Origin of the sequence: Aeromonas allosaccharophila, assembly GCF_000819685.1 — a bacterium.
GTDB lineage: Bacteria > Pseudomonadota > Gammaproteobacteria > Enterobacterales > Aeromonadaceae > Aeromonas > Aeromonas allosaccharophila.
Genome location: NZ_CDBR01000012.1, coordinates 1 through 24,514, shown reverse-complemented (window position 1 = coordinate 24,514; position 24,514 = coordinate 1). Strand labels below are relative to the sequence as shown.

The 24,514-nt window shown below is 57.4% G+C and carries 23 protein-coding genes and 2 pseudogenes; 12 read left to right on the top strand and 13 right to left on the bottom strand.

Going from position 1 to position 24,514, the window contains the following annotated elements:
- Positions 1 to 264: 264 nt before the first annotated feature.
- From BN1115_RS02315 to BN1115_RS02295, 5 genes and pseudogenes are all read left to right on the top strand, one after another.
- Positions 265 to 468, top strand: a pseudogene (locus tag BN1115_RS02315) (magnesium chelatase domain-containing protein); the annotation flags it as partial.
- 209 nt (positions 469 to 677) lie between these two features.
- The gene (locus tag BN1115_RS02310) at positions 678 to 866 is read left to right on the top strand and encodes a hypothetical protein (RefSeq protein ID WP_042655893.1); all 189 of its coding nucleotides are present in this window, start codon (positions 678 to 680) and stop codon (positions 864 to 866) included.
- Between the two features lie 47 nt (positions 867 to 913).
- Positions 914 to 2,797 (top strand): DEAD/DEAH box helicase family protein, encoded by a 1,884-nt coding sequence (locus tag BN1115_RS02305; RefSeq protein ID WP_042655892.1) that lies wholly within the window; start codon positions 914 to 916, stop codon positions 2,795 to 2,797.
- A gap of 145 nt (positions 2,798 to 2,942) precedes the next feature.
- Positions 2,943 to 3,932 (top strand): BT4734/BF3469 family protein, encoded by a 990-nt coding sequence (locus BN1115_RS02300; protein ID WP_050070480.1) that lies wholly within the window; start codon positions 2,943 to 2,945, stop codon positions 3,930 to 3,932.
- A 433-nt stretch (positions 3,933 to 4,365) separates the two neighbouring features.
- Positions 4,366 to 4,989 carry a recombinase family protein gene (locus tag BN1115_RS02295; RefSeq protein WP_042655891.1) on the top strand — a complete coding sequence of 208 codons (624 nt, stop codon included), beginning with the start codon at positions 4,366 to 4,368 and terminating at the stop codon, positions 4,987 to 4,989.
- A 94-nt stretch (positions 4,990 to 5,083) separates the two neighbouring features.
- Here the strand turns inward: BN1115_RS02295 and BN1115_RS02290 are convergent, their stop codons facing one another.
- Positions 5,084 to 5,566, bottom strand: a complete 483-nt coding sequence (locus BN1115_RS02290; RefSeq protein WP_042655890.1) for a hypothetical protein — start codon at positions 5,564 to 5,566, stop codon at positions 5,084 to 5,086.
- 142 nt (positions 5,567 to 5,708) lie between these two features.
- Positions 5,709 to 7,286, bottom strand: a complete 1,578-nt coding sequence (locus tag BN1115_RS21450) for a recombinase family protein (RefSeq protein ID WP_244152194.1) — start codon at positions 7,284 to 7,286, stop codon at positions 5,709 to 5,711.
- Positions 7,287 to 7,316: 30 nt separating this feature from the next.
- On the opposite strand from BN1115_RS21450, the pseudogene BN1115_RS02280 reads away from it, so the two are divergent.
- The 3 genes and pseudogenes from BN1115_RS02280 to BN1115_RS02270 form a co-directional block, all read left to right on the top strand.
- Positions 7,317 to 8,645 (top strand): annotated as a pseudogene (locus BN1115_RS02280) (YifB family Mg chelatase-like AAA ATPase); the annotation flags it as partial.
- 127 nt (positions 8,646 to 8,772) lie between these two features.
- Entirely contained in the window at positions 8,773 to 9,672 is a 900-nt protein-coding gene (locus BN1115_RS02275) for an acyltransferase (RefSeq protein WP_042655889.1), read from the top strand.
- Between the two features lie 6 nt (positions 9,673 to 9,678).
- Complete coding sequence (locus BN1115_RS02270) at positions 9,679 to 10,644, top strand: acyltransferase (protein ID WP_042655888.1); 966 nt, start codon at positions 9,679 to 9,681, stop codon at positions 10,642 to 10,644.
- Here the strand turns inward: BN1115_RS02270 and BN1115_RS02265 are convergent.
- Together BN1115_RS02265 and BN1115_RS02260 are read right to left on the bottom strand one after the other, a co-directional pair.
- Positions 10,569 to 11,072 carry a 2-thiouracil desulfurase family protein gene (locus BN1115_RS02265; RefSeq protein WP_042655887.1) on the bottom strand — a complete coding sequence of 168 codons (504 nt, stop codon included), beginning with the start codon at positions 11,070 to 11,072 and terminating at the stop codon, positions 10,569 to 10,571. The genes BN1115_RS02270 and BN1115_RS02265 overlap by 76 nt on opposite strands.
- Positions 11,069 to 11,719, bottom strand: a complete 651-nt coding sequence (locus tag BN1115_RS02260) for an NUDIX hydrolase (RefSeq protein WP_042655886.1) — start codon at positions 11,717 to 11,719, stop codon at positions 11,069 to 11,071. The genes BN1115_RS02265 and BN1115_RS02260 overlap by 4 nt, the downstream gene beginning before the upstream one ends.
- A 74-nt stretch (positions 11,720 to 11,793) precedes the next feature.
- Here BN1115_RS02260 and BN1115_RS02255 point away from each other — a divergent pair, with 74 nt between their 5' ends.
- Positions 11,794 to 12,429 carry a nicotinamidase gene (locus tag BN1115_RS02255; RefSeq protein WP_042655885.1) on the top strand — a complete coding sequence of 212 codons (636 nt, stop codon included), beginning with the start codon at positions 11,794 to 11,796 and terminating at the stop codon, positions 12,427 to 12,429.
- Position 12,430: 1 nt separating this feature from the next.
- Positions 12,431 to 13,609, top strand: a complete 1,179-nt coding sequence (gene pncB, locus BN1115_RS02250; RefSeq protein WP_042655884.1) for a nicotinate phosphoribosyltransferase — start codon at positions 12,431 to 12,433, stop codon at positions 13,607 to 13,609.
- Between the two features lie 69 nt (positions 13,610 to 13,678).
- Here the strand turns inward: pncB and BN1115_RS02245 are convergent, their stop codons facing one another.
- The 9 genes from BN1115_RS02245 to rph form a co-directional block, all read right to left on the bottom strand.
- A complete protein-coding gene (locus tag BN1115_RS02245; protein WP_042655883.1) occupies positions 13,679 to 14,287 on the bottom strand; it encodes a thiol:disulfide interchange protein DsbA/DsbL in 609 nt (202 codons plus the stop codon).
- Between the two features lie 137 nt (positions 14,288 to 14,424).
- A complete protein-coding gene (locus BN1115_RS02240) occupies positions 14,425 to 15,414 on the bottom strand; it encodes a serine/threonine protein kinase (RefSeq protein WP_040095068.1) in 990 nt (329 codons plus the stop codon).
- Positions 15,415 to 15,517: 103 nt separating this feature from the next.
- Entirely contained in the window at positions 15,518 to 16,969 is a 1,452-nt protein-coding gene (gene ccoG / locus BN1115_RS02235; protein WP_042655882.1) for a cytochrome c oxidase accessory protein CcoG, read from the bottom strand.
- A gap of 155 nt (positions 16,970 to 17,124) precedes the next feature.
- On the bottom strand, positions 17,125 to 17,388 hold the full coding sequence (locus tag BN1115_RS02230; RefSeq protein ID WP_042062469.1) for a YihD family protein: 264 nt from the start codon (positions 17,386 to 17,388) through the stop codon (positions 17,125 to 17,127).
- Between the two features lie 30 nt (positions 17,389 to 17,418).
- Positions 17,419 to 18,573: a GGDEF domain-containing protein gene (locus BN1115_RS02225; RefSeq protein ID WP_042655881.1), complete on the bottom strand. Its 1,155-nt coding sequence runs from the start codon at positions 18,571 to 18,573 to the stop codon at positions 17,419 to 17,421.
- Between the two features lie 127 nt (positions 18,574 to 18,700).
- On the bottom strand, positions 18,701 to 19,090 hold the full coding sequence (cueR, locus tag BN1115_RS02220; RefSeq protein ID WP_042062472.1) for a Cu(I)-responsive transcriptional regulator: 390 nt from the start codon (positions 19,088 to 19,090) through the stop codon (positions 18,701 to 18,703).
- Positions 19,091 to 21,520, bottom strand: a complete 2,430-nt coding sequence (locus BN1115_RS02215; protein ID WP_042655880.1) for a heavy metal translocating P-type ATPase — start codon at positions 21,518 to 21,520, stop codon at positions 19,091 to 19,093.
- A gap of 171 nt (positions 21,521 to 21,691) precedes the next feature.
- Positions 21,692 to 22,345, bottom strand: coding sequence for an orotate phosphoribosyltransferase (pyrE, locus tag BN1115_RS02210; protein ID WP_042655879.1), 654 nt, complete (start codon positions 22,343 to 22,345; stop codon positions 21,692 to 21,694).
- Positions 22,346 to 22,420: 75 nt separating this feature from the next.
- On the bottom strand, positions 22,421 to 23,137 hold the full coding sequence (gene rph / locus BN1115_RS02205) for a ribonuclease PH (RefSeq protein WP_042655878.1): 717 nt from the start codon (positions 23,135 to 23,137) through the stop codon (positions 22,421 to 22,423).
- A gap of 147 nt (positions 23,138 to 23,284) precedes the next feature.
- Here rph and BN1115_RS02200 point away from each other — a divergent pair, with 147 nt between their 5' ends.
- Entirely contained in the window at positions 23,285 to 24,148 is an 864-nt protein-coding gene (locus BN1115_RS02200; protein WP_042655877.1) for a YicC/YloC family endoribonuclease, read from the top strand.
- 149 nt (positions 24,149 to 24,297) lie between these two features.
- Positions 24,298 to 24,514 (top strand): transposase domain-containing protein (locus BN1115_RS02195; protein WP_042655876.1); only part of this gene is annotated, 217 nt, incomplete at its 3' end.

The window sequence follows — 24,514 nt, the reverse complement described above, 5'->3', positions numbered from 1 at the left end:
AGCGGTGAGATAATAATCACCACTAGGACCACAATAATGCTGACGAAACGGGAGGCCATGTTCATAGTTACAACCGGAAATCCTGTGAAATTGGGGCGATTTGCACCGCGAATGGCTATTAGAACTAGCACGGTGATTTTTATTGGGCAAGCCTTTTTTCTGTGACAACCCACTGATTTTGGCTATTCCCCAGCCGGAACTCTGGAATAAAAAACCAACAACAAGCAGTTAGCCAGAACATATATCAACTCAAGGACGGGATTTATGTCATTAGCTGTGGTTTATAGCCGTGCCAGCCTCGGGATCGCGGCTCCGCAAGTTACGGTGGAAGTTCACCTCTCCAACGGCCTGCCCGCCTTCAACATAGTCGGCCTGCCGGAAACCTCGGTGAAAGAGTCGCGGGATCGGGTGCGCAGCGCCCTCCTCAACGGCAATTTCGAGTTCCCGAGCAAACACATCACAGTTAACTGATTTTAGTGGGAAACATGAAGTTAAAGTATGGTCATACTATTTTGACGGAGAAGTCAATAATTTGTTTACTATCCCAAAATCTGTGGTATTATAGATACTATCTGGTGTCAACAGATTACTCGAAAGAACGGCTGCTAAATCTTAGCGGCCTTCTTTTTGTCTGCGATACATACAACCAGTATTCTATAAACCCTCAAGGAATAATCATGACAAACTATGAACATGCTCTGAGAACAAAACTGATCGAGCAATACGGGACAACACTCGCCGCACTGGCGCTAAACTCGCACAAACAGACATTAAACTCATTTCGTTCGCGCAATGGTATCCGCACGCCATCGAATGACGCAATTAATACACGGCTTGCAATGCTCATCAAAGCATCCATCAAGTAATCCATCAACCCAGTGAAACATTTATTATGGAGAATCGAGTATGATTAATGACACCAACAACTATCAATTTGGGAGCATTACCCAGACTGCCTGACGGCAGAGAACCAAGGCTGCATGACATTGCAGACCAGCTCCCCCTAGAAGCAGGCATACACTTCATTCAAGCCGCTACAGGCGTAGGCAAGACGTTCCACATGACCACCAGTGCGAACGACAACAACGGCGCAGTGGTATTCCCAGTTAAGGCCATCCTACAGCAAGAGAAAATGAGCGCACGGCGTGATGGTCGATGCAACCTTACATTCGCGCAGATTGAAAAACTCAAGAGTTTAGACCTCAGTAGTATCCGAGAGCTCCACATAGACGAATGTCAGATTATGTATTCTGGCGGATTTCGGGAATCGGTTGAGGGATTGATTGATACAGTTAAAGAAGCATCCAATCACATCCCCGTCTACTTGTATTCAGCAACCTGTAATCTCAACCTTGTACCTATTAAACCCGATACGATTACAAATGTTGAGGGGTCATTCTGTCGCACATTAAACGTTGTTCAAATCCAAACAAACAGTAAGATTCTTCAGAATACAAAATACATAGTTGGAACTATTGTTGGTGCAATCGCACTTGAACATAAACCAGTATTGGTATTTGTTCAATCTACCAGCAAATCGAATGCAATAAGCCGCCACCTTGAAACCAAAGGTATTACGTCAATCGTAATGACCAGCGAGACGATTTCAAAATATGGATCACCTGCAATGGCGGCATACGAGAAGATGATCAAACACTCATCTGTTGCTGCTGGTGGGTATCAGGTAGTCATTGCAACCAACTGCTTGGCTGAAGGTATCAACTTCAATGACGACTTCCATGTTGTCTCCACTCAATGCGAGGCGGGTCTGGTCTTCCAGCAACAAGGGAGAGCAAGGAAGCAAGCTACCCACTGGATGATTGCAGGTGAAGGCACAGACCAACTGGTAATTGAAGGCAACCGTCTGATACACGTCCATGAGGGTAGTAGAAGAGTCCTGCAATACAGTGAGAGCGTGTTGACTGACAAGTCTCAGTGGCAGGATCCAGCGTATCGAGACAGGGCGAACCTATACAGCCTACTAGCAGAGCACAGCCCCCGTGGATGCTTTGGTGTGCAGATAATCCAACAGCTGAACGATTACGGGTATCAGTCCGAGACCCTGACACTACCCGAAGTCGAAGAACTCAAGGCACTAAAGAACATTTCTCGGAAGGCGCTCCTGAAGGCCATAGCAGAGCATGGATTGCCCCGTAGCATCGACCAGACCGACCACCCATTAATCGAGCATCTGACCGCTACACGTGACCCTGTAGAGTTTGAGGGGCCGTTAGAGTCAGCCATCGAGTGGCATAGTGAATGGGACGTAATCCAGAGCATGGGGATCCGTGGTGACTGCTGGCAGGTCTACTCGAAGATTAATGCCATTGGTCGGAAATGGCTGGTGGTTATGCTCCGAGACATCAAGCACAGGGACACCGTATCGACTGTGGTTGCAGAGTATAAGAAGCTGCTAACCAACACTCGGGTTAATAAGGAACAGATGAAGCAGCTCGCAGATGCATTCTGGGGACAATTGATGGATCCAACGATTGAATGGAAATGGCATGCCGAGGGGCAGGGGCGAATGAGGTTGAACCTGTTTCGGTTTCTGATGGGATTCGTGGTTGACGATCATTGCACTTGGACACTACCCGATCCATACGTTGGATGGGATGTGCCGTTGTCGAATAAAGACAACATGGCATTCAAGCGGCGAGAAACCATCATCACAGGTGCAGGACACACAGCAGAAGCCTTCTGCAATGCGACTGGACACACCAAGAAGACCATTGCCGATACGAAGACCAAGACCATCAAGCAACTGGTCAATGGCCTATCAATGTTGGGTATCTAACCACTTATCAAAGCACTACCAAAAACGTGTATTTCTTGAGGGAAAACCATTTGCTAAAGACCTTAAGCAAATAAAACTCCCTCAAGTTTTACACGGTTTTTATAAATCCAAATAAAACAACAATGACTCACCAGAAAGAGACACCATGAAAATCACACTGAAGAAACATAAGCAAGCAACTGGCCTATCCATTCATTCACTTGAAACCGTCATCAACTGCATTCGTGCTGGTGGCCTTGAACTTGATGCCCGTATCAACTCAATCCGCCTTCTCAAATCAGAAGGCCGTAAAGCGGAAGCAGACGTAATCAAGGGCGAGCTACCCGCAATCCTGATGGGCGAATATGAAGACCTGGCTGGCGGGTCAGCCCAAGACAAGGCTATGGCTCATAATGGGATTATGGTCATGGACGTAGACAACATTGGACAGGCTGTGGCTGAAGAGTTGCGCCAGCTTATACTGGCTAGTCCAGTAGGCAAATACATTGCATTCACCTTTATCAGTCCGTCTGGTGGCTTGAAGGCTGGATTGATGACTGATTACCGGAAGCATGAACCTGAATGGTATAAATTTGCATACAATAAAATGATTGAACTGTTCGTAAAACTGGGAGCACCAGAATCGAACCTTGATAAGTCCACTTGCAACTTCAATCGACTGACATACCTATCACACGACCCGTATGCCACGTTCAATCCTAAGCCGTCTGTATTCCCTCTGGGGCGATGGAGAGCCGAGTTTGATGCCATGGCAGCGAATGAACAGCGATTGATGGAACAGCGCCGTATAGCTTCTCAGACTGGCACATACAACGAACGCAGAGCGCGGGCGTATTGTGATAAGGCAGTTGATGCAATCATTACGAGTATGGGCGCTGGTAATCGGCACAATGGCGCATTCAAAATTTGCATGACCACCTTCAAGTGTGGTCTGACTGTTGATGATGCAGCCGACTATCTGAGGTTGGCAAAGGCTCGGGGGCAATATACCGAGAGCATGACCCCACAAGCCAAGGCACTGGATAGTTGGAAATCCTTCGATGGGATTGTTGATAGTCGTTTCAATGACGTCACCCTTGAAGACGTGAAGCGCCGTTCATCGCAGTCTGTTGCCTCCATCATGGGGATTCGTTGAGGGGGGTATCATCAAGGGCATGATCAGATAATAAGATGACCGCCAGTAGGTAATCGTGCGCACACCTACCCTCAAAGTGATTTTTTTCACTGGGGTATTTTTGTATAAGCTCGGGGGTTTGATGGATCGGCCTGAGAGACGCATTCTACTGCTAAAAAAAAGATCTGAGAGATAGATTCGCGCACACAGAACTGTTGATTGGTTGTCTACTCAACAAAGACTATGGGGGAGATCATCACCCCCCCTGTCCTACCGCCAGTGAAAAAATAAATCGGCTGGCAAAAAAATCCGTCGCCCCCACCAGCCCTATCATTTAACTATCCCCAAACGAGAGCCACCAGCTATGTGATAGGAATCTATCATTAGACTATTGATAAAACACATACGATAGGATTATCATTTACCTCATAAGATAAAACCTATGTGAGAGACTATGAAAATCCATGCCTACCTGAGAGCATCCACCGACCAGCAAGACGCATCCCGCGCACTGGAAACCATCAACCAGTTTGCCGCCAGCCTAGGCCATACCATCGCAGCACACTTCATCGAGAACGTATCTGGTGCAACCCTCAACCGACCAGAGCTAACCCGTCTACTCGAACAAGCTGAAGCTGGTGACGTCCTACTTGTAGAGCAGATTGACCGCCTGACCCGCCTCACCGCTGACGACTGGCGAACCCTCAAGCGCACCATTGAAGACAAGAAAATCCATCTGGTATCAATCGACCTGCCGACAAGCCATCTGGTATTGACCAGCAACACCGGATTGGTGTCTGACATCCTGCACCACGTTAACAACATGCTGTTGGAGATACTGGCTACCACCGCACGGAAGGACTACGAGGATCGGCGTAGACGCGCAGCAGAGGGCATACAGAAGGCTAAGGCGGCGGGCAAATTCACTGGGCGTAAGCAGTCGCCGGAGACCGTGGCGAAGTGTGAGAAGGCGCTGGGGCTGATTGAGAAGGGCGTAAGCAAGGAAGATGCAGCGAAGGCAGCAGGCGTGGGAGTTGCTACCCTGTATCGGTTTATCAAGGTGAATGGTAAGGCGTAAGAGGCTCGGAACTATTGAAAGAACTTTACCAAGAACTCATCAAAAGTTCCGAACCCCACACATCTAAGATGCCTCATAACATGGGGCTAGCAGATTACTGAAAGTAGATGTCTGCTTCACGATCAAACTTCCGAACAATAGAACCAGCCTCTGAGGGATGTTGCATTGGGGTAAGGAGTTTTTTCCAGAATTTATCGTTCCAGCTATGTCCTTGCAGGTAGCAGTAGCGACAAACGTCTACGAGGTCTGACCGACTCCATTTGGAGCTTGCATGACGAACCTTAAAATGATCCTCTAGCTCATAAAATGTGGGAACTTCATCGTTCAAAAAACAGTCATCAAGATACTTAGTCAGCTCATCTACTTTTTGTTCACTAATACTAAAATACTCTGCGTAGTGCTCATGCGGCCTTCTCTGAACAGACCCATCAGTATCCTCAAAAAATGGATAGACACCTTCATACCAAGCGAAGAGGTAAGCATCACTGAACTCGTTATGATGAACACCAAGGCTCAACACTTGCAGCCGTTGCTGGGTAAACATTGCATCCATAATCCGCTGACTAATCTCACTCATCCCTTTCCCCTTGTATCTACATTCCGGTTTTAAATTACCGTGTCGGTGAATCCGACTAATACACATGTATGGGCAAAAAGGACTCCAATCAACCATGTTGATAGACTTATTTTTATTCGTGCAGCATACGATAAACCTATGATCAGTCTTCGCAGACTTCTGTGTGCTCATACTCCGGATTAGTGATACCTGTCTCCCAGTCTTCAGGGTTCGCGCTTACTTCGTCAGCCTCCCAAGAATCCAACTCCGTATTCGCGGAAATCGCCACTATCTCCGCAGTGTTGCCGAACATGTATTCCCAAGGGCTCCGCTGGTTCTTGCGGAATGCCGCAACCGAAATCAGGTGTCCATTCCGCTGGTGGATTGCTACATGCCAAGTAGAGTCACCCTTATGAAATACCTTTATCCGGTCAACCACACGCCGCAATGCAATGTTGAATCGCTCTGCATCATCTCGTAGTCCATAGAGTGTCTGTATCTCACTATGGGACGTCCGGACAGACTCCTTACGCTGGGCCATCAATTCCTTCAGCTGTTTCTCTATGGTGCTTGCAGCAACATTCAATAAGTTAACCGAACTACTACCAGACACCAGCTCTTGTGTAATCTCGTTCAGTCGAGCCTTCTTGGTATCTATCTCCCGATCCAGCTGGTTAGCTTCACGGCTGGCCTTCTTGGAGTCTGAGACCTTGAGGCGTTTTACTGCCTTAATGACAAGATCATCCAAATCCATCATTGGTGTTTTTTGGGCACATGCACCGCTGAGTGTCTTCGTGCAAATCCATCCCTTGTAATACTTCATCGCCCCCGCAACCTTGCGCTTGCTTACCTTCTTGCTCATAGCCGCGCCACAAGCTCCACAGCGCACCAGACCGAAAAGGTGATTGTGGTGTTCCTGTCCACCAGCAGACGCCGTATATGTGCTCTGGAATGCCTTAAACTCCGCATAGGAAACCAGTGCCGGATAGTAGTCATCGACCCCATCACCATTCCTGAACTGATACCGACCATAGAGAGCCGGACTGCTAAGGATGTTTCGAATCGTGGTATCCGACCAATGCACTGCCCAACGTGGCTTGTGCTCACTGGCATTGAGTCGAGCAGCAATTTTATGAAACCCAAGGCCATCTGTCCGAAGCTGGATCATCAACTTGACCGCATCAACCCCATCATTGAACTGGTAGCCATCACCATCCTTTTCGAGCCAGTAGGGCAGGCGCTTATTGATTGCCTTACCCTGTTTCGCCTGCTCCCGCTGAGATGCCTTTGCAGCCGATACACGCTCGGACTTCTTGAGACTCTCTTTGTGCGCGAGGTCTGCACTGAGGGCGATTCTGATAACGGATACCAAGTCATTCAGGCTTGAGCGATCAAGTTCTAAATCATCTTGGAGAGATACTATCTTGACGCCTTCACGCAGGATGGACTTGATGATTTCTTGAGTTGCATCGATACCCTGACGACTGAGACGGTCAAGGTTTTCAAGGATGATATGGTCACCTTCCCTGATGCTCCCCAACTCGATTGCCTCAAGCATGTCTGCAAGGCTGGCCCTAGTTTTCTCTCGAAAGGCACTGATACCCAAATCAGCATAGTTTTTCTCTGAAAGCTCTATGCCCCGTTGCTTGCACCAGTCGCGACTAGCCTCCATCTGACGAGCGAAACTGTCGCCGGATGCCTGCTCCTTGCTACTGAATCGGATGTATGAAAATGCTGTCATGACGCCCCGCCTTGAGTTCTCTACCAATAGCAGTATACCACCGTCAATCTGGCCCCCGCCGATCTGCCCAAGGAGGGCGGCCGTTTCGATCTGGCCATCGCCATCGGCATTCTCGCCGCTTCCAAGCAAATACCGGCAAAATACCTGCTCAATCACGAATTTTTAGGGGAGTTGGCCCTGACTGGCGAGATCCGTCCCGTACTCGGGGTGCTGCCTGCCGTACTGGCCTGCCGCGATGCAGGACGCACCCTGCTGGTGCCGCGAGAGAACGGCCCCGAGGCCTCCCTCATTCAGGATGCCGAGGTGCGCACCGCCCACCAGTTGCTGGCCGTCACCGCCTGGCTGGCGGGTCAATACGAGCTGCCACTGCCGGAGCCCCAGACCACTGATACCCTGCCCGATGTGCCGGATCTGCAGGATGTGATCGGCCAGTCCCAGGCCAAGCGGGCATTGGAGATCGCCGCCGCCGGCAGCCACAACCTGCTGTTCATCGGCCCGCCTGGCACCGGCAAGAGCATGCTGGCCAGCCGCCTGCCCGGCATCTTGCCACCACTGAGTGAGCAGGAGGCGCAGCAGACCGCTGCCATCCACTCCATCGGTGGCCTCACCCCGCGGGCCGGTCACTGGCACCACAGGCCCTATCGCACGCCGCACCACAGTGCCTCTGCGGTGGCGCTGGTGGGAGGTGGCAGCCATCCGCGGCCCGGCGAAATTTCGCTAGCCCACAACGGCGTGCTGTTTCTCGATGAATTGCCGGAGTTCGAGCGCAAGGTGCTCGACTCCCTGCGTGAGCCGCTGGAGACGGGCCACATCACCATCAGCCGGGCCGCCCGTCAGGTGGATTTCCCCGCTCGCTTCCAGCTGGTCGGCGCCATGAATCCCAGCCCCTGCGGCCACTATGGCGACGGCCAGACCCGCTCCAGCCCGGATCAGATCCTGCGCTACCTCGGCAAGCTCTCCGGCCCCTTTCTCGACCGGTTCGACCTGACGGTGGAGGTGCCGCTGCTGCCCAAGGGGAGCCTGACCGGCAAGGCGGAGCGGGGGGAGTCGAGCCAGCAGATCCGCGATCGGGTGCTGGCGGCGCGGGAGCACATGCTGAGCCGTAACGGCAAGCTCAACAACCTGCTGGATAGTCGTGAAATCGAAGATATTTGCCGACTATCACCGCAAGATGCCGAATTTTTGGAGAACGCCATCCAGAAGCTGGGGCTCAGCATCCGGGCCTGGCACCGCATTTTGCGGGTGTCGCGCACCATCGCCGATCTGGCGGGACAACCGGCCATCGGCAAGGAGCATCTGATCGAGGCGCTCGGTTATCGCGCCATGGATCGGCTGCTGTCGCGGCTGCGCAGCAGCTGATAGAGGGGAAAGGGTGAGTCCGGCCCTGTGACGGCTCTTAATGGTCTCACGGGCCAGCGGCTGATATTATGGCCACAGATCTGACCACTTGATGGCCCTTTATCGACAGCAAGACGGACCCGAACTCATGCCCAACAAGATGACAGAGCGACTGCGCGGCAGCCTCTCCACCCTGCTCTATTTTATCAACACTCTCTTCTGGTTTATCCCCATCTTCTTGCTGGGTCTGCTCAAGCTGCCGTTACCGCTCAAAGGGTGGCGAACCCTCTGCAATGCCCTGCTGGATGGCTGTGCCAGCTGCTGGATCGGATTCAACAATCTGATCCAGAAAACCATCATCAAAACCCCTTTCGAGGTGGTCGGAGTGGACAAAGGGCGCCGGAATGAGTGGTATATGGTGATTGCCAACCATCAATCCTGGGTCGACATACTGGTATTGCAGCGGGTTTTTAACCAAAAAATCCCCTTCCTGAAGTTTTTTCTGAAGAAAGAGCTGATTTGGGTGCCTTTTCTCGGTCTGGCCTGGTGGGCACTCGACTTCCCCTTCATGCGGCGATATTCCAGAAAATTTCTGGAAAAACACCCGCATCTGAAGGGAAAAGACATTGAAACGACCCGTAAGGCCTGCGCCAGGTTCCGCCACATTCCGGTGAGTGTGATGAACTTCGTCGAAGGCACCCGCTTCACCAAGGGCAAACATCAGAAGCAGGGTTCGCCCTATCGTCACCTGCTCCAACCGAAAGCAGGCGGCATCGCTTTTACCCTGGCCGCCATGGGTGACCAGTTGCATCAACTGGTGGATGTCACCATCGCCTATCCGGACGGTATTCCCAGTTACTGGGATTTCATGTGCGGCCGGGTCGGGCAAATCAAGGTTCAGGTCCGCTATTTGCCGATCGACCGCAAGCTGGTGGGGGATTACTTCAATGACCCCGAGTTCCAACAAGAGTTTCAACAGTGGTTGAACGGGATCTGGCACGAGAAGGACCAGACCCTGAGCCAACTGCTGGCAACCAAGGCGCAGTAAACATCCATGCTATCCCTGCTTCCCGGCCCGCTGGTGCTGATCATCAGCGCGGGCCTGACCATCCTGTTCACCGCCTTGTGCGCCAGCCTGATCCTGCTGGTATCGCTGGCCAAACTGCTGCTGCCTGTTCCGGCTTTTGGTCGCGCCTGCAGCCGCCTCAACAACCGCTTCATGCGTCTGTGGCTGGCCTGCAATGCGCTGGTGATCCGTCTCACGATGCGCATCGACTGGCAGATCGAAGATAAGACCCGGCTGCGCAAGGATGGTTGGTATCTCATCATCAGCAACCACATGAGCTGGACCGATATCGTGGTGCTGGGTCATCTGTTCCGGGATCGGCTGCCGGTGCCCAAGTTCTTCATGAAGCACGAGCTTATCTACATCCCGCTGCTGGGGCTCGCCTGCTGGGGGCTCGACATGCCCTTTATGCGCCGTTATTCGAGAGAGTTTCTGTTAAGAAATCCGCACCTGCGCGGCAAGGATATCGAAACCACCCGCAACGCCTGCGAGAAGTTTCGCCATATCCCCACCACTGTCATCAACTTCGTGGAAGGAACCCGCTTCACCGAACAGAAACGGGATGCTGCCCGCTCCCGTTACCGCCATCTGATGCCACCCAAGGCGGCGGGTCTGGCCTTTACGCTGGCCGCCATGGGGGAGCAGTTTGACAGCCTGATCAACGTCACCATCCGCTATCCGGACAACGCCGAGACCCCGTTCAAGGACTTCCTGATGGGGCGGGTAAAACGCATTCAGGTGCGGATTGAGGAGCTGCCGGTGGATGAGGCGCTGGTTGGCGACTACTTCAATGACAAGCAGTTCAAGCGCGGTTTTCAGGCGTGGCTAAACCAGCGCTGGCAGGAGAAGGACAAGGTGCTGGAGGGGTGGCAGCGCGGTCAGGCGCCGCTGCCAGTTGCCGCCAAAGCCAAGGAAGAATCCAAAGAGAGCGCTGAGGCCAACTCGGCCAACTGATCTTCGGAAAAAACAGCCATCCCGTGGCGGCGCAGCAGGGCGGTGGTCTTGCCCTCGCCCGCCACAGAGACCCCTTCGAAGTGGCCGTTATAGATACGGCCGCTGCCACATGAGGGGCTCCCCTCTTTCAGCAGCGCGAAGCGAATGCCCTGCGCCTGACAGAGCGCGAGGGCCAGCTCGGCGCCGCGATCAAACTCTTCAGTCACATCCACTCCGCTCGCCGTCACCACCCGCTCACCCTGTCGTTCTGCAGGAGGGCGCGGGGTCGGCAGACCGCCTGCCACTTCGGGGCAGAAGGCCAGCGCCCGTCCTTCGGCACCCAGCTCGCTCAGCCAGTCGCTGACAATCCCCTTGCTCTGGCCGTCGTAACGCACCGGCTGGCCCAGCAAGCACGCGCTGACCAGCACACGAACGGGATTGGAACTCACGCTTCCGCTCCATGCATCACCTGATCAAACATCACGCAGCAGGGGCTCTCCAGCCGGTAGAGGATGGCGGGGCGCTGTTTGCCGGTACGCTTGCGGCCGGTATCCACCAGAATGTCGGCGCGATGGATCCGCTTGCGAAATGCCGCCGTATTCATCGGGGTTTGCAGGATGATTTCGAAGGCGCGCTGCACCTCGGAAAGGGTGAACTCGGGCCCAAGCAGATGCAACGGCAGGGTGCTGTAGCGACTCTTGATGCGCAGCCGCTCCAGCCCCTTGGCGATGAGCTGGACATGATCGAAGGCGAGGCTCAGCCCCGGCAGATTGGAGAGCGGATGCCAGCAGCCGTGGGTCACTTCCACTTCCGGATCGACCAGACAGAGATAAACCAGAGTGGTGGACCAGCCGCGGGGATCCCGCTCCAGATTGCCGAGGGTGCAGACCTGCTCGCTGTAGCAGTGGCCGAGCCCCCACTCCGCCAGCAGGCGGCGCTGGGCGGCGTCCAGATCCCGATCCAGTGCCTCGTCGATACGCAAACCGGGTAGCTGCCAACAGTGGGCAAAGGGGGGGCGATCGCGGGTCTCGAGCAGCAGCTCGAGCCGCTCGTCATGCAACCGCAGCACCACCATATCCAGACTCATTCTCAGCATGCCGATCGCCCTGCTCGCCTTCCATTAATGTTTGGTAGATAATATCACACGAATAGTATGTGCAGGAGCCAATCATGGGAACCGTCGCCAGCCTGGATATTGATGCGCAGAAGGGCTTTACCCCCCTCTGCCCGAACGAACTGCCCGTCGCGGGCGGTGATGATATTGTGGCTGCGCTCAACGCTCAGGCCACCCTCGCCACGCTGCGGATCGGCAGCAAGGACGCTCACCCCGCCAATGCCAACTGGGCCGTCTCTGACCCCGCCGGCATGCTGCTGCCGCTGGATCTGCCGAACGCCGACCTCACCTGGCCGGTGCACTGCGTGCCGGGCAGCAAGGGCTTCGAGCTGCTCGACGGCCTGCCCGCCCCCATCGACTATGACTTCTTCGTCTGGAAGGGGGTCGAACCGGATCTGCACCCTTACGGCGCCTGTTATCACGATCTGGCCGAACGGCGCAGCACCGGACTCATCGAATTCCTGCAAGCCCGCAAGGTCGACACCGTACTGGTCGGCGGCCTCGCCACCGACTACTGTGTCAAAACCAGCGTGCTGCAACTGCGCCGCGCCGGTTTCCGGGTGATCGTCCATCTCGATGCCTGCCGTGGCATCGCGCCCGAGACGGTTGCCAGCGCCCACACCCAGATGATCGAGGCTGGCGCCGAACTGGCCCAGACCCTGATCGATGTACAACGCCTGCTGGACGCCTGATATGCCCCCAATCCTCACCAGCCTGCTCGACACCGATGCCTACAAGCTGCATATGCAGCAGGCGGTGTTCCATCGCTATCCGGATGCCGAGGTGGTGGCCGAGTTTCACAGCCGCAATGAAGAAGATCTGCTGCCCATGATGGGGCAGATCGAGGAACAATTGCGCCTCGCCGGTTCCCTGCGACTGACCAAGCCAGAGCTCGATTTTCTGGCCGAGCGCCCCTTCTTCACCCCTGACTACCTCGACCACCTGCGCCGCAAGCCGCTCGATGCCTCTCTGCTCAAGGTGTTCGAGCAGGATGGCCGCATCAATGTGCGGGTCGAGGGCCCCTGGCAGGATGTGATCCTGTGGGAGATCCCGGTGCTCGCCATCATCAGCGAGATGCGCAACCGCTTCCGCTACCCCCAGTTCGGTGTCAGCCACGCGCTGGAGCGGCTCGATCAAAAGATCGACAAGCTGGAGCTGGAGCTGAGCCCGGAGGAGATGAGCGAGTTCAACCTCATCGACTTCGGCACCCGCCGTCGCTTCTCCCACGCGGTGCAGGATGCGGTAGTGGGTCGCCTCAAGGAGCGGCTGCCGGCGTTTCGCGGCACCAGCAACTACATGCTGGCCCAGAAGTACAAGCTGCCCGCGGTGGGCACCCAGGCCCACGAGTGGTTCCAGGCGCACCAGCAGCTCGGCTTCCCGCTGGAGCACAGCCAGCGCGCCGCCCTCACCAGCTGGCTGGACGAGTTCACCGACCATCTCGGCATCGCCCTGACCGACTGCATCACCATGGATGCCTTCCTGCGGGACTTCGACTTCGAGCTGGCCAGCCGCTATCAGGGCTTGCGCCACGACTCCGGCGATCCCGTGGTGTGGGGCGAGAAGGCGATCAGCCACTATCAGCGCCTCGGCATCGACCCCACCGACAAGACCCTGGTCTTCTCCGACGGGCTCAACCTCGACAAGGCAGTGCAGCTGTTCCGTCACTTCCGTGGCCGCATCAACACCAGCTTCGGTATCGGCACCAAGCTCACCTGCGATCTGCCCGGTGTCAGCCCGATGAACATCGTCTTCAAGCTGATGGAGTGCAATGGCGGCCCGGTCGCCAAGATCTCCGACAGCCCGGGCAAGACCCTGTGTCGGGATGCGGAGTTTATCCGCAACCTCAAGCAGGCGTTCCACGTCGGGGTCTGATCTTCGAGATCGCCAGAAAACAAAAAGCCCGCCGGTTCGCACCGGCGGGCTTTTATCGACTCAAGGGTATCAGTCTTTCTTGGCCAACAGGAACTGCACCAGCTGGTTGAACTGCTCTTGAGAGGTGATGGATTCAATCTTCACCATGTACTTGCCGTTCACTAGGAAGGCCGGCACACCGCGAATGTTGTAGCTCTCAGTGTTGCGATCGAACTGGGAGACCATGCCGGAGACGGCGAAGCTGTCGACGGCACCGTCGAACTCTTCAGCCGGTACGCCGTTGTCCACGAAGATCTGCTTCACCTCGTCACGGCTCATCGGCGGCTGACGCTGGGTGTGGATCTTGGTGAAGATGGCCGGGGTCAGCTTGGCTTCGGCGTTGAGCAGGCTGGCAACGGCATAGGCACGCTGCATCTCGGGGCCCATTTCGCGGCCGAGGAAGGCAACCGGGTTCTTCTTCAGGGTGACGCCTTTCGGCAGACCGGCTTGCAGTTGCTCAACGATCGGTTCGAAGGTGGCGCAGTGCGGGCAGTAGTAGGAGAAGAACTCCATCACTTCCGGCTGGGCACTGCCAGTCTGTTTGACCACATCGTAGTTGACGCCTTCCTTGAACTCGGGGGCGGCGTGAACCATGGGGATCATCAGCATGGCAGCAAGGAAAAATAGAACTTTTTTCATGATGTTTCCTGTTAAGGGATCACTGTGAGGCACGCCCGGCGAACCGAAGCAGTGCCAAGCCTATTGTTTCGCCATGCTGACGTCAATGGTCAGGGCCGGAGATCGAGCCCCGCTTGCCACGCAAGATCCCTTCTATTTCACCAGTTTGGCATCAGGCTCAACGGTGGCGCCTTGAGCGCTTCCAGCTGATCGTGCAGGGTCGCAATCTGCTGGCGCCAGTAGTGATCGGTATTGAACCAGGGGAAGTGACGGGGGAAGGCGGGATCTTCCCAGCGCCGCGCCAGCCAGGCCATGTAGTGGACGATGCGCATCGCCCGCAGCGGCTCGATCAGCGCCAGCTCCCGCGAGTCGAACTCCATAAACTCCTCGTAGCCCGCCAGCAGGGTGTCGAGCTGGATCTGCTGCTCATGGCGCTCGCCGCTGAGCATCATCCAGAGATCCTGAATCGCGGGGCCGGTACGGCAATCATCGAGGTCGACAAACATGGGGCCATCGCGCCAGAGGATGTTGCCCGGGTGGCAGTCGCCATGCAGGGAGATCTGCGCCACATCCAGGGTCATGGCGTCGCTGACATGTTTAATCAGCTCGTCCAGCACCCCGAAGAATTGCTTCGCCAGCCCGCTTGGCAGCCACTCGCCAGACGCCAGCAGCTGACGCGGTTCGTGCAGCATGCTCTCCACATCGAGCCGCACCCGATGGTGAAACGGCTTGCTGGCGCCGATCTGATGAATGCGACCGAGGAAACGCCCCACCCACTCCAGCTGGTCGAGATTATCCACCTCGAACTGGCGGCCACCGACGCTCTGCCAGATGGCAAAGGGGTAGCCCTCGTGCTCCAGCAGAGTCTCGCCCGCGAAGGCGAGCGGTGCGGCGACCGGGATCTCCGCCTCGGCGAGACGGGTGGCAAACTCGTGCTCCTCGAGGATCTGGGCCCGGCTCCAGCGGCCGGGACGGTAGAACTTCACCACATAGCGGCGACGATCCTCATCCTGAAACTGATAGACCCGGTTTTCGTAGCTGTTGAGCTCGATAAGACCGGAGTCGAGCCGCAGGCCGCTGAGATCGAGCGCATCCATGATGAGGTCGGGATTGAGGTCGGAATAGTTGAAACGCATGTCATCCACCATAAGAAAGGGGCGCCGTTGCGCCCCATTCTATCACCACTGCCCGGCATTGCCGTGTTCGCTGGTGACCTGACGTGTGTCACGTCCGGCACACCACCACACGCGGTTACAACCGGCTGATAAACTTGCTGCCCTGGCGCAGGTTGCCCTTGCTGTCATCGGGCGCAGCCCCCTCCCGCTTCAGCACGAACTGGATATCCAGCGTCGGCCGTTTCAGGTTATAGGGGTCGACCGCCAGACTGACCGGCAGGGTATAGATCTCGCCCGCTTTCAGGGTCACTTCACGGGGACCGAACCACTGATACTCGGGCAAGCCCTCTACATCCAGCTGGTAGGTCTGGGGCTGCAGGGTCTTGTTGAGGATCTTGAGGGTGTAGGTGTTCTCGATAAGCCCCTCGCTGTTTTCGCGGAACAGCTGGTTGCGATCCCGCAGGATATCGAGCCCCATCGGCATGATGGACATGGCGTTGTAGACAAATACCCCCAGCATCACCGCCATCACCAGCCCGTAGCCAATCAGCTTGGGCCGCGCCACATGAGTGGAGTCGTTGGCCAGCTTGTGCTCGGTGGTGTAGCTGATGAGCCCTTTCGGATAGCCCATCCGCTCCATGGTCTGGTCGCAGGCATCGACGCAGGCGCCGCAGTTGATGCACTCGTACTGCAGGCCATCGCGGATATCGATGCCGGTCGGGCAGACCTGCACGCAAAGATCGCAGTCGATACAGTCACCCAGCCCCAGCGCCTTGGGATCCGCCTTGCGGGAACGGGCACCACGGGTTTCGCCGCGCTTGGTGTCATAACCGACGATGAAGGTGTCCTTGTCGAACATGGCGGACTGGAAGCGGGCATAGGGGCACATGTGGATACACATGATGGCGCGCATCCAGCCTGCGTTGCCATAGGTGATGATGGTGAAGAAGCTCACCCAGAACAGCACCCAGCCCCCCGCCTGCAGGGTGAAGAAGTCCGGCACCAGCTCAGTCACATCCTGGAAGTAGGCGACGAAGGTCAGGCCGGTCACCAGCGAAATCGCCAGCCAGGCCAGATGCTTGGCCCCCTTGCGGGCCAGCTTCTCGCCGCTCCAGGGTGCCTCGTCCAGCTTGCGCCGCTTGTTGGCGGGCCCTTCCAGCTTCTCTTCAAACCAGATGAACATGAAGGTCCAGACCGTCTGCGGGCAGAGATAGCCGCACCAGACCCGGCCGAGGAAGGTGGTCACGAAGAAGAGGGCGAAGGCGGCAATCATGAAGAGCCAGGCGAGCAGGGTCAGATCCTGCGGCCAGATGGTGGCGCCAAAGATATGGAATTGCTGATGACCGAGGTCGAACAGCACCGCCTGTCGCCCCTCGTAACGCAGCCAGGGCAGCAGCACGAAGAGGGCGACGAAGAACCAGCCCATCCCCTTGCGCACCCGCTGCCAATACCCTTTCTGGGCCCGCACATAGATGCGGTTGCCCGGGTTGAATCTGTCGTCGCTGGCTTTGAACGTATGGGGGTTGAAGGTCCCGGTTACGTCCTTGTCGGTGACGTCCTTGATATCGATTTTATCGTGGTCGGCCATTGCAAGACATCGCTCCCTTATTTGTTATGGAGCGGATTATATCTTAAACAGCATGCTAATTGTGTGGATTAGATGTATCTAATATTGGGGTTGGATCGCAATTTTCGGCAACAAAAAAGCGCATCACCCCAAGGTGATGCGCTTCCGCTAAAGATTCACTTGATTCCGCGAGCCTTGAGCAGTGCCTCTTTGAAATCGGGCACATGATCCTTGGCCAGACCGGGGATCATCGCCTGCTTGTCGGATTCCCGCATTTTGAGGTGATAGATCAGCATGTCGTCGGTCAACTCGGACAGAGAACCTTCAAATCCCGCTTCGTTGGCCAGTTTGGCAACAAACTGCACCAGGCTGAGATCCTGTTCCTTGATCCAGGCAGGCTGCAACAACTCCAGCAGCTCTTCGATACGATGACATTGCATAGACAACCTCTTTAATCTGTCACGTTAAATTCAGGCAACCTTACCCATCAAGGCTACTTCGATTCGATCCCGCCCATTATGCTTGGCCTGATAGAGTGCCGCATCCGCTTTCTGGATCAAATCGGCGATTTTCATGCTGTTATCCGGTATCAGTGTCGCAACACCAAAACTACATGTGACCCGACCGGAGACCAGTGACTTCTGGTGCGGGATGGCCAGCTCCTTGAGCGCCTGCCGCACATTGTCCGCCACCTGCAACGCCCCCTGCATGCCGGTGCAGGGCAGCAGCAGGGCAAACTCTTCGCCCCCGTAACGGGCCGCCAGATCGTCCTCGCGCCGCTCCACCTCGGCCAGCAACCCAGCCACCTGTTGCAAACAGTCATCCCCCAGCTGATGGCCGTAGAGATCGTTGAACTGCTTGAAGTAATCCACATCCACCAGCACCAGCGACAACGGTGCGCGGGCGCGGTGACAGCGACGCCAGGCCCGCTCCAGCGAGTCGTCGAGGTGGGCGCGGTTGGCGATGCCGGTCAGGCCGTCGAGGCGGGAGGTGAGGCGCAAATGCTCGGAAACCACCTTCAGCTCGGCCACCAGTTCGGCGTTGGAGAAACGGTGGTGGAGCGAGGCGATCTGATCCCGCCGCATCCGCCGCAGCAGGGTCGGCAGAAAGACAAACAGATAGCCCGCCAGCATGCAGGAGACGATCCGCTCCTGCTCGTTGCCATTGCCCAGCTCGAACAGCATCGCCATACCCAGCGGCAGGGCAGAACCATAGAGGGTACGACGGCTGCCAAACAGCATGATGGCGCTGCCGGTGAGAATGAGGCTGGAGAGCATCATCATGGCGGCCCGATAGGTATCGGGCAGCTTGTCCATGTAAAGCAGCACACCCAGCGCCCAGATGATGGAGGTGATAGTCACGCCGATGAAAAGTTCGCGCTCCAGCACCGGCAGCGGTGTCTGGTGCAGGCGGGCTCGGCGCCAGCGCAGGTGCCAGCCCCGGCCAAGCAGCCACAGGAAAGTCCCTGCCAGCCAGCCAAGCGCTTCGGTGGCGGGCAGATAGTCGTGAAACAGCAGACTCCAGCCAAATGCCAACACGCCCAAACAGGGGAGACTGAACGATGCGTGGGTATAGAGCTGGGCCATGATGGCCTGCTTAACCTGGCGTGTCACACTCTGGGTCAACTGAGTACTCCTGTACAAGAGCCGAGCAGTCTACCACTACCCCCTGACCAGCAACAATAAAGCACCGTTTATTAAGAAGTTAGTCAATCATCTGTGGCTTACCCTGCGCTGGACGGTGAGCTCTTGCTCACCCCTTCTCCAGCTCGTCGAGGATCGGGCACTCGGGATTCTCATCCCCGTGGCAGCAGCAGACCAGCCCTTCCAGCGAGCTGAGCATGGCCTGCAGCCCGGCGATGCGCGTGCGCAGATCGACGATCTTCTCCTGCGCCAGCTTCTTCACCTGGGCGCTGGTTCTGTGCTCGTTGCGATAGAGCGCCAGCAGCTCCTGACACTCCTCCAGATTGAAACCGGTCTCCCGCGCCCGCTTGACGAAACGCAGCTCGCGCAGCGCGCCTTCCGTGTAGCTGCGGTAGCCGTTGTCACTGCGTACCGGGGCGGTGATGAGGCCGATGCTCTCGTAGTAACGGATGGTCTTGGCGGTCAGCCCCGTGGCCTTGGCAACCTTGCTGATGTTCATTTATGCCTCCTTACTGATCGGGTTGGATGCTGGCCCGTGCGCCGCCCTGGGCTGCCAGCGTTTCAATAACAGGGAATTGCTCAAAACGGTAATGCTGCTCAGGGCCATGGCCGCCCCCGCCAGCTCGGGGCTGAGGTAGCCCAGCGCCGCCAGCGGAATGCCGATGATGTTGAACACGAAGGCCCAGAACAGATTCTGCTGGATGGTGCGCCAGGTTGCCGCCGAGATGTCGATGGCATCGGCCACCAGCCGCGGGTCTGATCGCATCAGGGTGATGGAGGCGGTCTCCATCGCCACATCGGAGCCGGAGCCCATGGCGATGCCGACATCCGCCGCCGCCAGCGCCGGGGCGTCGTTCACCCCGTCCCCCACCATGGCCACCAGCCCGCGGGTTTGCGCCCGCAGCGCCTCGACCTTCGCCACCTTGCCCGCTGGCAGCACGGAGTCAAACGCCCCGTCCAGCCCCAGCTTGGCAGCGATATGGGCCACCGGCGCCGGTGCATCCCCGCTCACCAGCCAGCTGGCGATACCGCGCTGACGCAGGGTGGCGATGGCTTCCGCACTCTCGGGGCGCAGGGTATCGGCCAGTGCGGCGATACCTGCCACCATGCCGTCGATGGCGACCCAGACCCGGGTCGCCCCATCGGCGGCTTGTTCATCCTGTTGTGGCGGTTCAATGCCGAGCTGGGCCAGCAAAGAGCCATTGCCGATGGCGACCGAGTGGCCCGCCACCTGACCGACAATACCGGCGCCAACCCGCACCTCGACCGCTTCCGGCTGAGGCAATGTCGCACCGTTGCCGACCGCCTCGCGCATCGCCAGCGCCAGCGGATGTTCGCTCGCCTGCTGCAGAGCGGCGGCGAGACGCAGCTGCTCGACCGTGCCACTCCAGCTGGCCAGCACCGGCTTGCCCTGAGTGAGGGTGCCGGTCTTGTCGAAGATGAGCGCCTTGATGGCATGGGCCTTCTGCAGGGTATCCACATCCTTGATCAGAATGCCGTGACGCGCCGCCACCCCGGTGCCGGTGACGATGGCTGCAGGTGTCGCCAGCCCCAGCGCGCAGGGACAAGCGATCACCAGCACCGCCACCGCCGCCAGCAGCGCCTGCGCGAAGTCATTGCTGATGGCGTACCACACCAGCAGGGTGAACAGGGCGATGGCCATCACCACCGGCACGAACACGGCAGAGACCTTGTCCACCAGCTGTTGCAGCGGGGCCTTACCCATCTGGGCACTCTCCACCAACGCGATGATCTTGCTGAGACTGGAATCCTCCCCTACGGTAGTGGCGTCGATCTCCAGCACGCCGGAGCGGTTGATGGCACCGCCCAGCACCTTGTCGCCCGCACCGCGTGGCACCGGCAGGCTCTCGCCGGTAAGGATCGACTCATCCAGTTCGCTCTCGCCGCTCACGATTCTGCCATCCACCGGCACCCGCTCGCCCACCAGCACCCGCAGTCGATCACCGCGCAGCACTTCGTCGATGGCGACGCTCTGCCAGCTCTCGCCACGCCAGACGGTGGCGGTTTCCGGCCGCAGCGCCATCAGTTCGCGAATGGCGGACTGGGTGCTGCGTCTGGCGCGCGCTTCCAGCAACTTGCCGAGGGAAATCAGGGTAATGATGATGGCGCTCGCTTCGAAATAGAGCTGGCCGCTGGCAGCCATGCCCAGGTTAAGCAGCAGATAGAGGCTGTAGAAGTAGGCGGCGCTGGTGCCGGTCGCCACCAGCACATCCATATTGGCTGCGCGGTTCTTGAGGGCGAGCCAGGCGCCGCGATAGAAACGGGCCCCGATCCAGAACTGCACCGGAGTGGCGAGCAGCAGCTCCAGCCAGGCGGGCAGATGCCAAGGGAACAGTCCGGCCATGGCCAGCATCCCCACCAGCAGCGGCAAGGTGAGCAGAGCCGAGACGATGACCCGGGTCTGCGCCTGACGGGCAGTGGCGGCCTCCTGCGCTTCCCGCTCCAGCAACTGCTGGCGACGGCCGCTGGCCGAGCCCTGCGCCAGTTTGGCGCCAAAGCCGAGCGCCTCTATATGTTCACGCAGGGCGGCGGGGCTCTGTGCGCTAGGCACCAGCACGATACGGGCCTGTTCGAGGGAGAAGTTGACCTCGGCGGAGATGACGCCGGGCAGCGCGGCCAGCATTTTGTTCAGCCGAGCCGAACAACCTGCGCAACTCATACCGGTAATTTGAAACAAAAAAGTCTCGCTGCCGTAATTGTAACCCTGACTCTTGATGCTTTCGAGCACAGCGGGCAGGCTGTCAGGGCTGGCCAGCTCGATGGCCGCCTGCTCCAGCGCGAAGTTGACGGTGGCCGTGACCCCGTCGAGTTTGTTGAGGCTGGCCGCGATGCGGCTGGCGCAGTTGGCGCAGCTCATGCCACTGAGCGGCAATTGCAGATGAATGAGGTTTTGCTGTTGAGTCGTCATGCTGTTCCTCCCGGGAACCCGTCGGCACCACGAAACGCCGACTGGCAAACCCTAACCTTTACTGTAAGGGCAAGCTCAAGCAGTTCACACCCGCTTTTTAAAACAGTGTTGGAAAACGCGGATAAAAAATGGCGCCACCCTCGACGAGGGTGGCGCCATGATTCAGCTCATTCAGATGCCGTATTGGGCGCGATAAGCCTTCATGGCCGCCAGTTGTGCTGCCAGCTCCGGCTGTTCGGCCTGCTTCTCTTCCAGATAGGCGATGAGATCGCTCATCTGGATGATGGCGATGATGTGGGCGCCGTAGTCGCGCTCTACCTCCTGAATGGCGGAGAGCTCGCCCTTGCCCTTCTCCTGACGGTCCAGCGCGATCAGCACGCCTGCCAGCGAGGCGCCGTTGGCCTGGATCAGGTCCATGGATTCGCGGATTGCGGTGCCGGCGGTGATGACGTCGTCCACCAGCATGATGCGCCCCTTGAGCGGGCTGCCCACCAGATTGCCGCCTTCACCGTGATCCTTGGCCTCCTTGCGGTTGAAGCACCAGGGTACATCCACATCATGTTGCTCCACCAGCTGCACTGCAGTGGCAGAAGCGATGGGGATCCCCTTGTAGGCCGGGCCAAACAGCACATCGAACTGGATGCCGGTATCCATCAGGGCGGCGGCATAGAAGCGGCCGAGGCGGGCCAGATCGCGGCCGCTGTTGAACAGACCGGCGTTGAAGAAGTAGGGGCTTTTACGACCGGATTTCAGGGTAAATTCACCGAATTTGAGGACCTGCTTCTCCAGGGCGAACTCGATAAATTGACGCTGGTAGGCTTTCATTCTGGCTCCTTGCTTGGCTTGTCGTTGTCTTGTGTGGGGGTATAAAAAAACGCGGCCAATGCCGCGTTTTTAAAATCAGGAGAGTGACTGCTTCTGCAGCGCAATGATCTCTTCAATGCCGCCCTTGGCGAGCCCCAGCATCGCCAGCAGCTCCTCATGGGTGAAGGGCTCGGCCTCCGCGGTGCCCTGCACCTCGATGATGCGGCCATCTTCGGTCATCACCACGTTCATGTCGGTCTCGGCGGCGGAGTCTTCGATGTACTCCAGATCGCAGATGGCTTCGCCCTGATACATGCCGACGGAGACGGCGGCGATCATCTGCTTGAGCGGGCTCTGCTTGATCATGCCCTTCTCGACCATCCAGTTCAGCGCATCCACCAGCGCCACGCAGGCACCGGTAATGGAAGCGGTGCGAGTGCCGCCATCGGCTTGCAGCACATCACAGTCAACGGTGATGGAGTGCTCGCCCAGCGCAGTCAGGTCTACCGCCGCGCGCAGGGAGCGGGCGATCAGACGGGAGATTTCCAGAGTACGGCCACTCTGCTTGCCGGAGGCCGCTTCGCGGTTCATGCGGGAGTGGGTGGAACGCGGCAGCATGCCGTATTCGGCAGTGACCCAACCCTGGCCCTTCCCTTTCAGGAAGCGCGGAACGCTGGTGTCGACGCTGGCGGTGCAGAGCACGCGAGTGTTACCGAACTCCACCAGCACTGAGCCTTCTGCATGTTTGGTGAAATTGCGGGTAATGGTAACCGGGCGAAGTTGCGCGGCACTGCGATCGCTGGGACGTGACATGGAACGGACCTCTGGGCTGGCTCAAATTGGCGGGGGATTATAAGTGATCCCGCCCCAAATATCAGCCGCTAAAACCACGGCATCGGCTGACGAGCAGGGCCGGGCTGAGTATACTGGCCGCACACTTCATCAAGCCCGGAACAATCAATGATTCACAGCATGACCGCCTACGCCCGCAAGGAATTCAAGGGCGACTGGGGCACAGCCGTTTGGGAAATTCGTTCGGTAAACCAGCGCTATCTGGAAACCTACATTCGCCTGCCGGAGCAACTGCGCAGCCTGGAGCCGGTACTGCGTGAGCGTTTCCGTGCCAAGCTGCAGCGCGGCAAGGTGGAGTGCAACCTGCGTTTTGAAGCCGCTCAAGCCGATGCAAAACAGCTGCATATCAATGAAGAGCTGGCCAAGCTGATCATCGACAGCGCCAACTGGGTAATGAAAGAGGCGGGCCAGGGCCAGCTCAACCCGGTCGATGTGCTGCGCTGGCCGGGTGTCATGGCTGCCGCCGAGCAGGACATGGACGCGGTCGCCACCGAGCTGCTCGGTGGCTTTGACCAGACCATGGAAGATTTCCTCGCCTCCCGCGCCAGCGAAGGGGCCAACCTCAAGGCGCTGATCGAACAGCGTCTGGCCGGTATTCAGGTGGAAGTGAAGAAGGTGCGCGTCCACCTGCCGCAGATCATCGAGTGGCAGCGCCAGAAGCTCACCGACCGGCTGGCCGAAGCCAAGGTCGAGCTGGATCCGGCCCGCATCGAGCAGGAGATCGTGCTGCTGGCCCAGAAGATCGACGTGGCCGAAGAGCTGGATCGTCTGGAGATGCACATCAGCGAAACCAACAAGATCATGAAAAAAGGTGGCGCCTGTGGCCGTCGCCTCGACTTTATGATGCAGGAGTTCAACCGTGAGTCGAACACGCTGGGCTCCAAGTCCATCAACGCCGAGGTGACCCAGTCCGCCGTCGAGCTGAAGGTCCTCATCGAGCAGATGCGGGAACAAATTCAAAACATCGAATAGTTTTTTCACCCGCCAAAGCAGCTCTTAAAAGCCCCGTATTACCTTGTAAATAGCAGGGTAGATACTTAATGTCGATCAGTTAAGGATCCATTGACCGATTCTGCTGATGTGTAAAAATCCGAAACCTGTTGATTGGTTTCGGATTTTTTATGCGTATCGTACAGGCTCTCGATTTCCTCCACGCTAGCAATGCCGCCCAGTTTGAGTCACTCTCTGACCTCATTCCCCCCGAACTCATCATGACGCTGCTCGGCGAAGAGGGCGTCGCTACCCTGCGCCGTCGCCGCATGCCCATGGAGCGCCTAGTCTGGGCCATCATCGGCATGGCCATCTTCCGCCACGTCCCCATGACCCAGCTGGTCAATC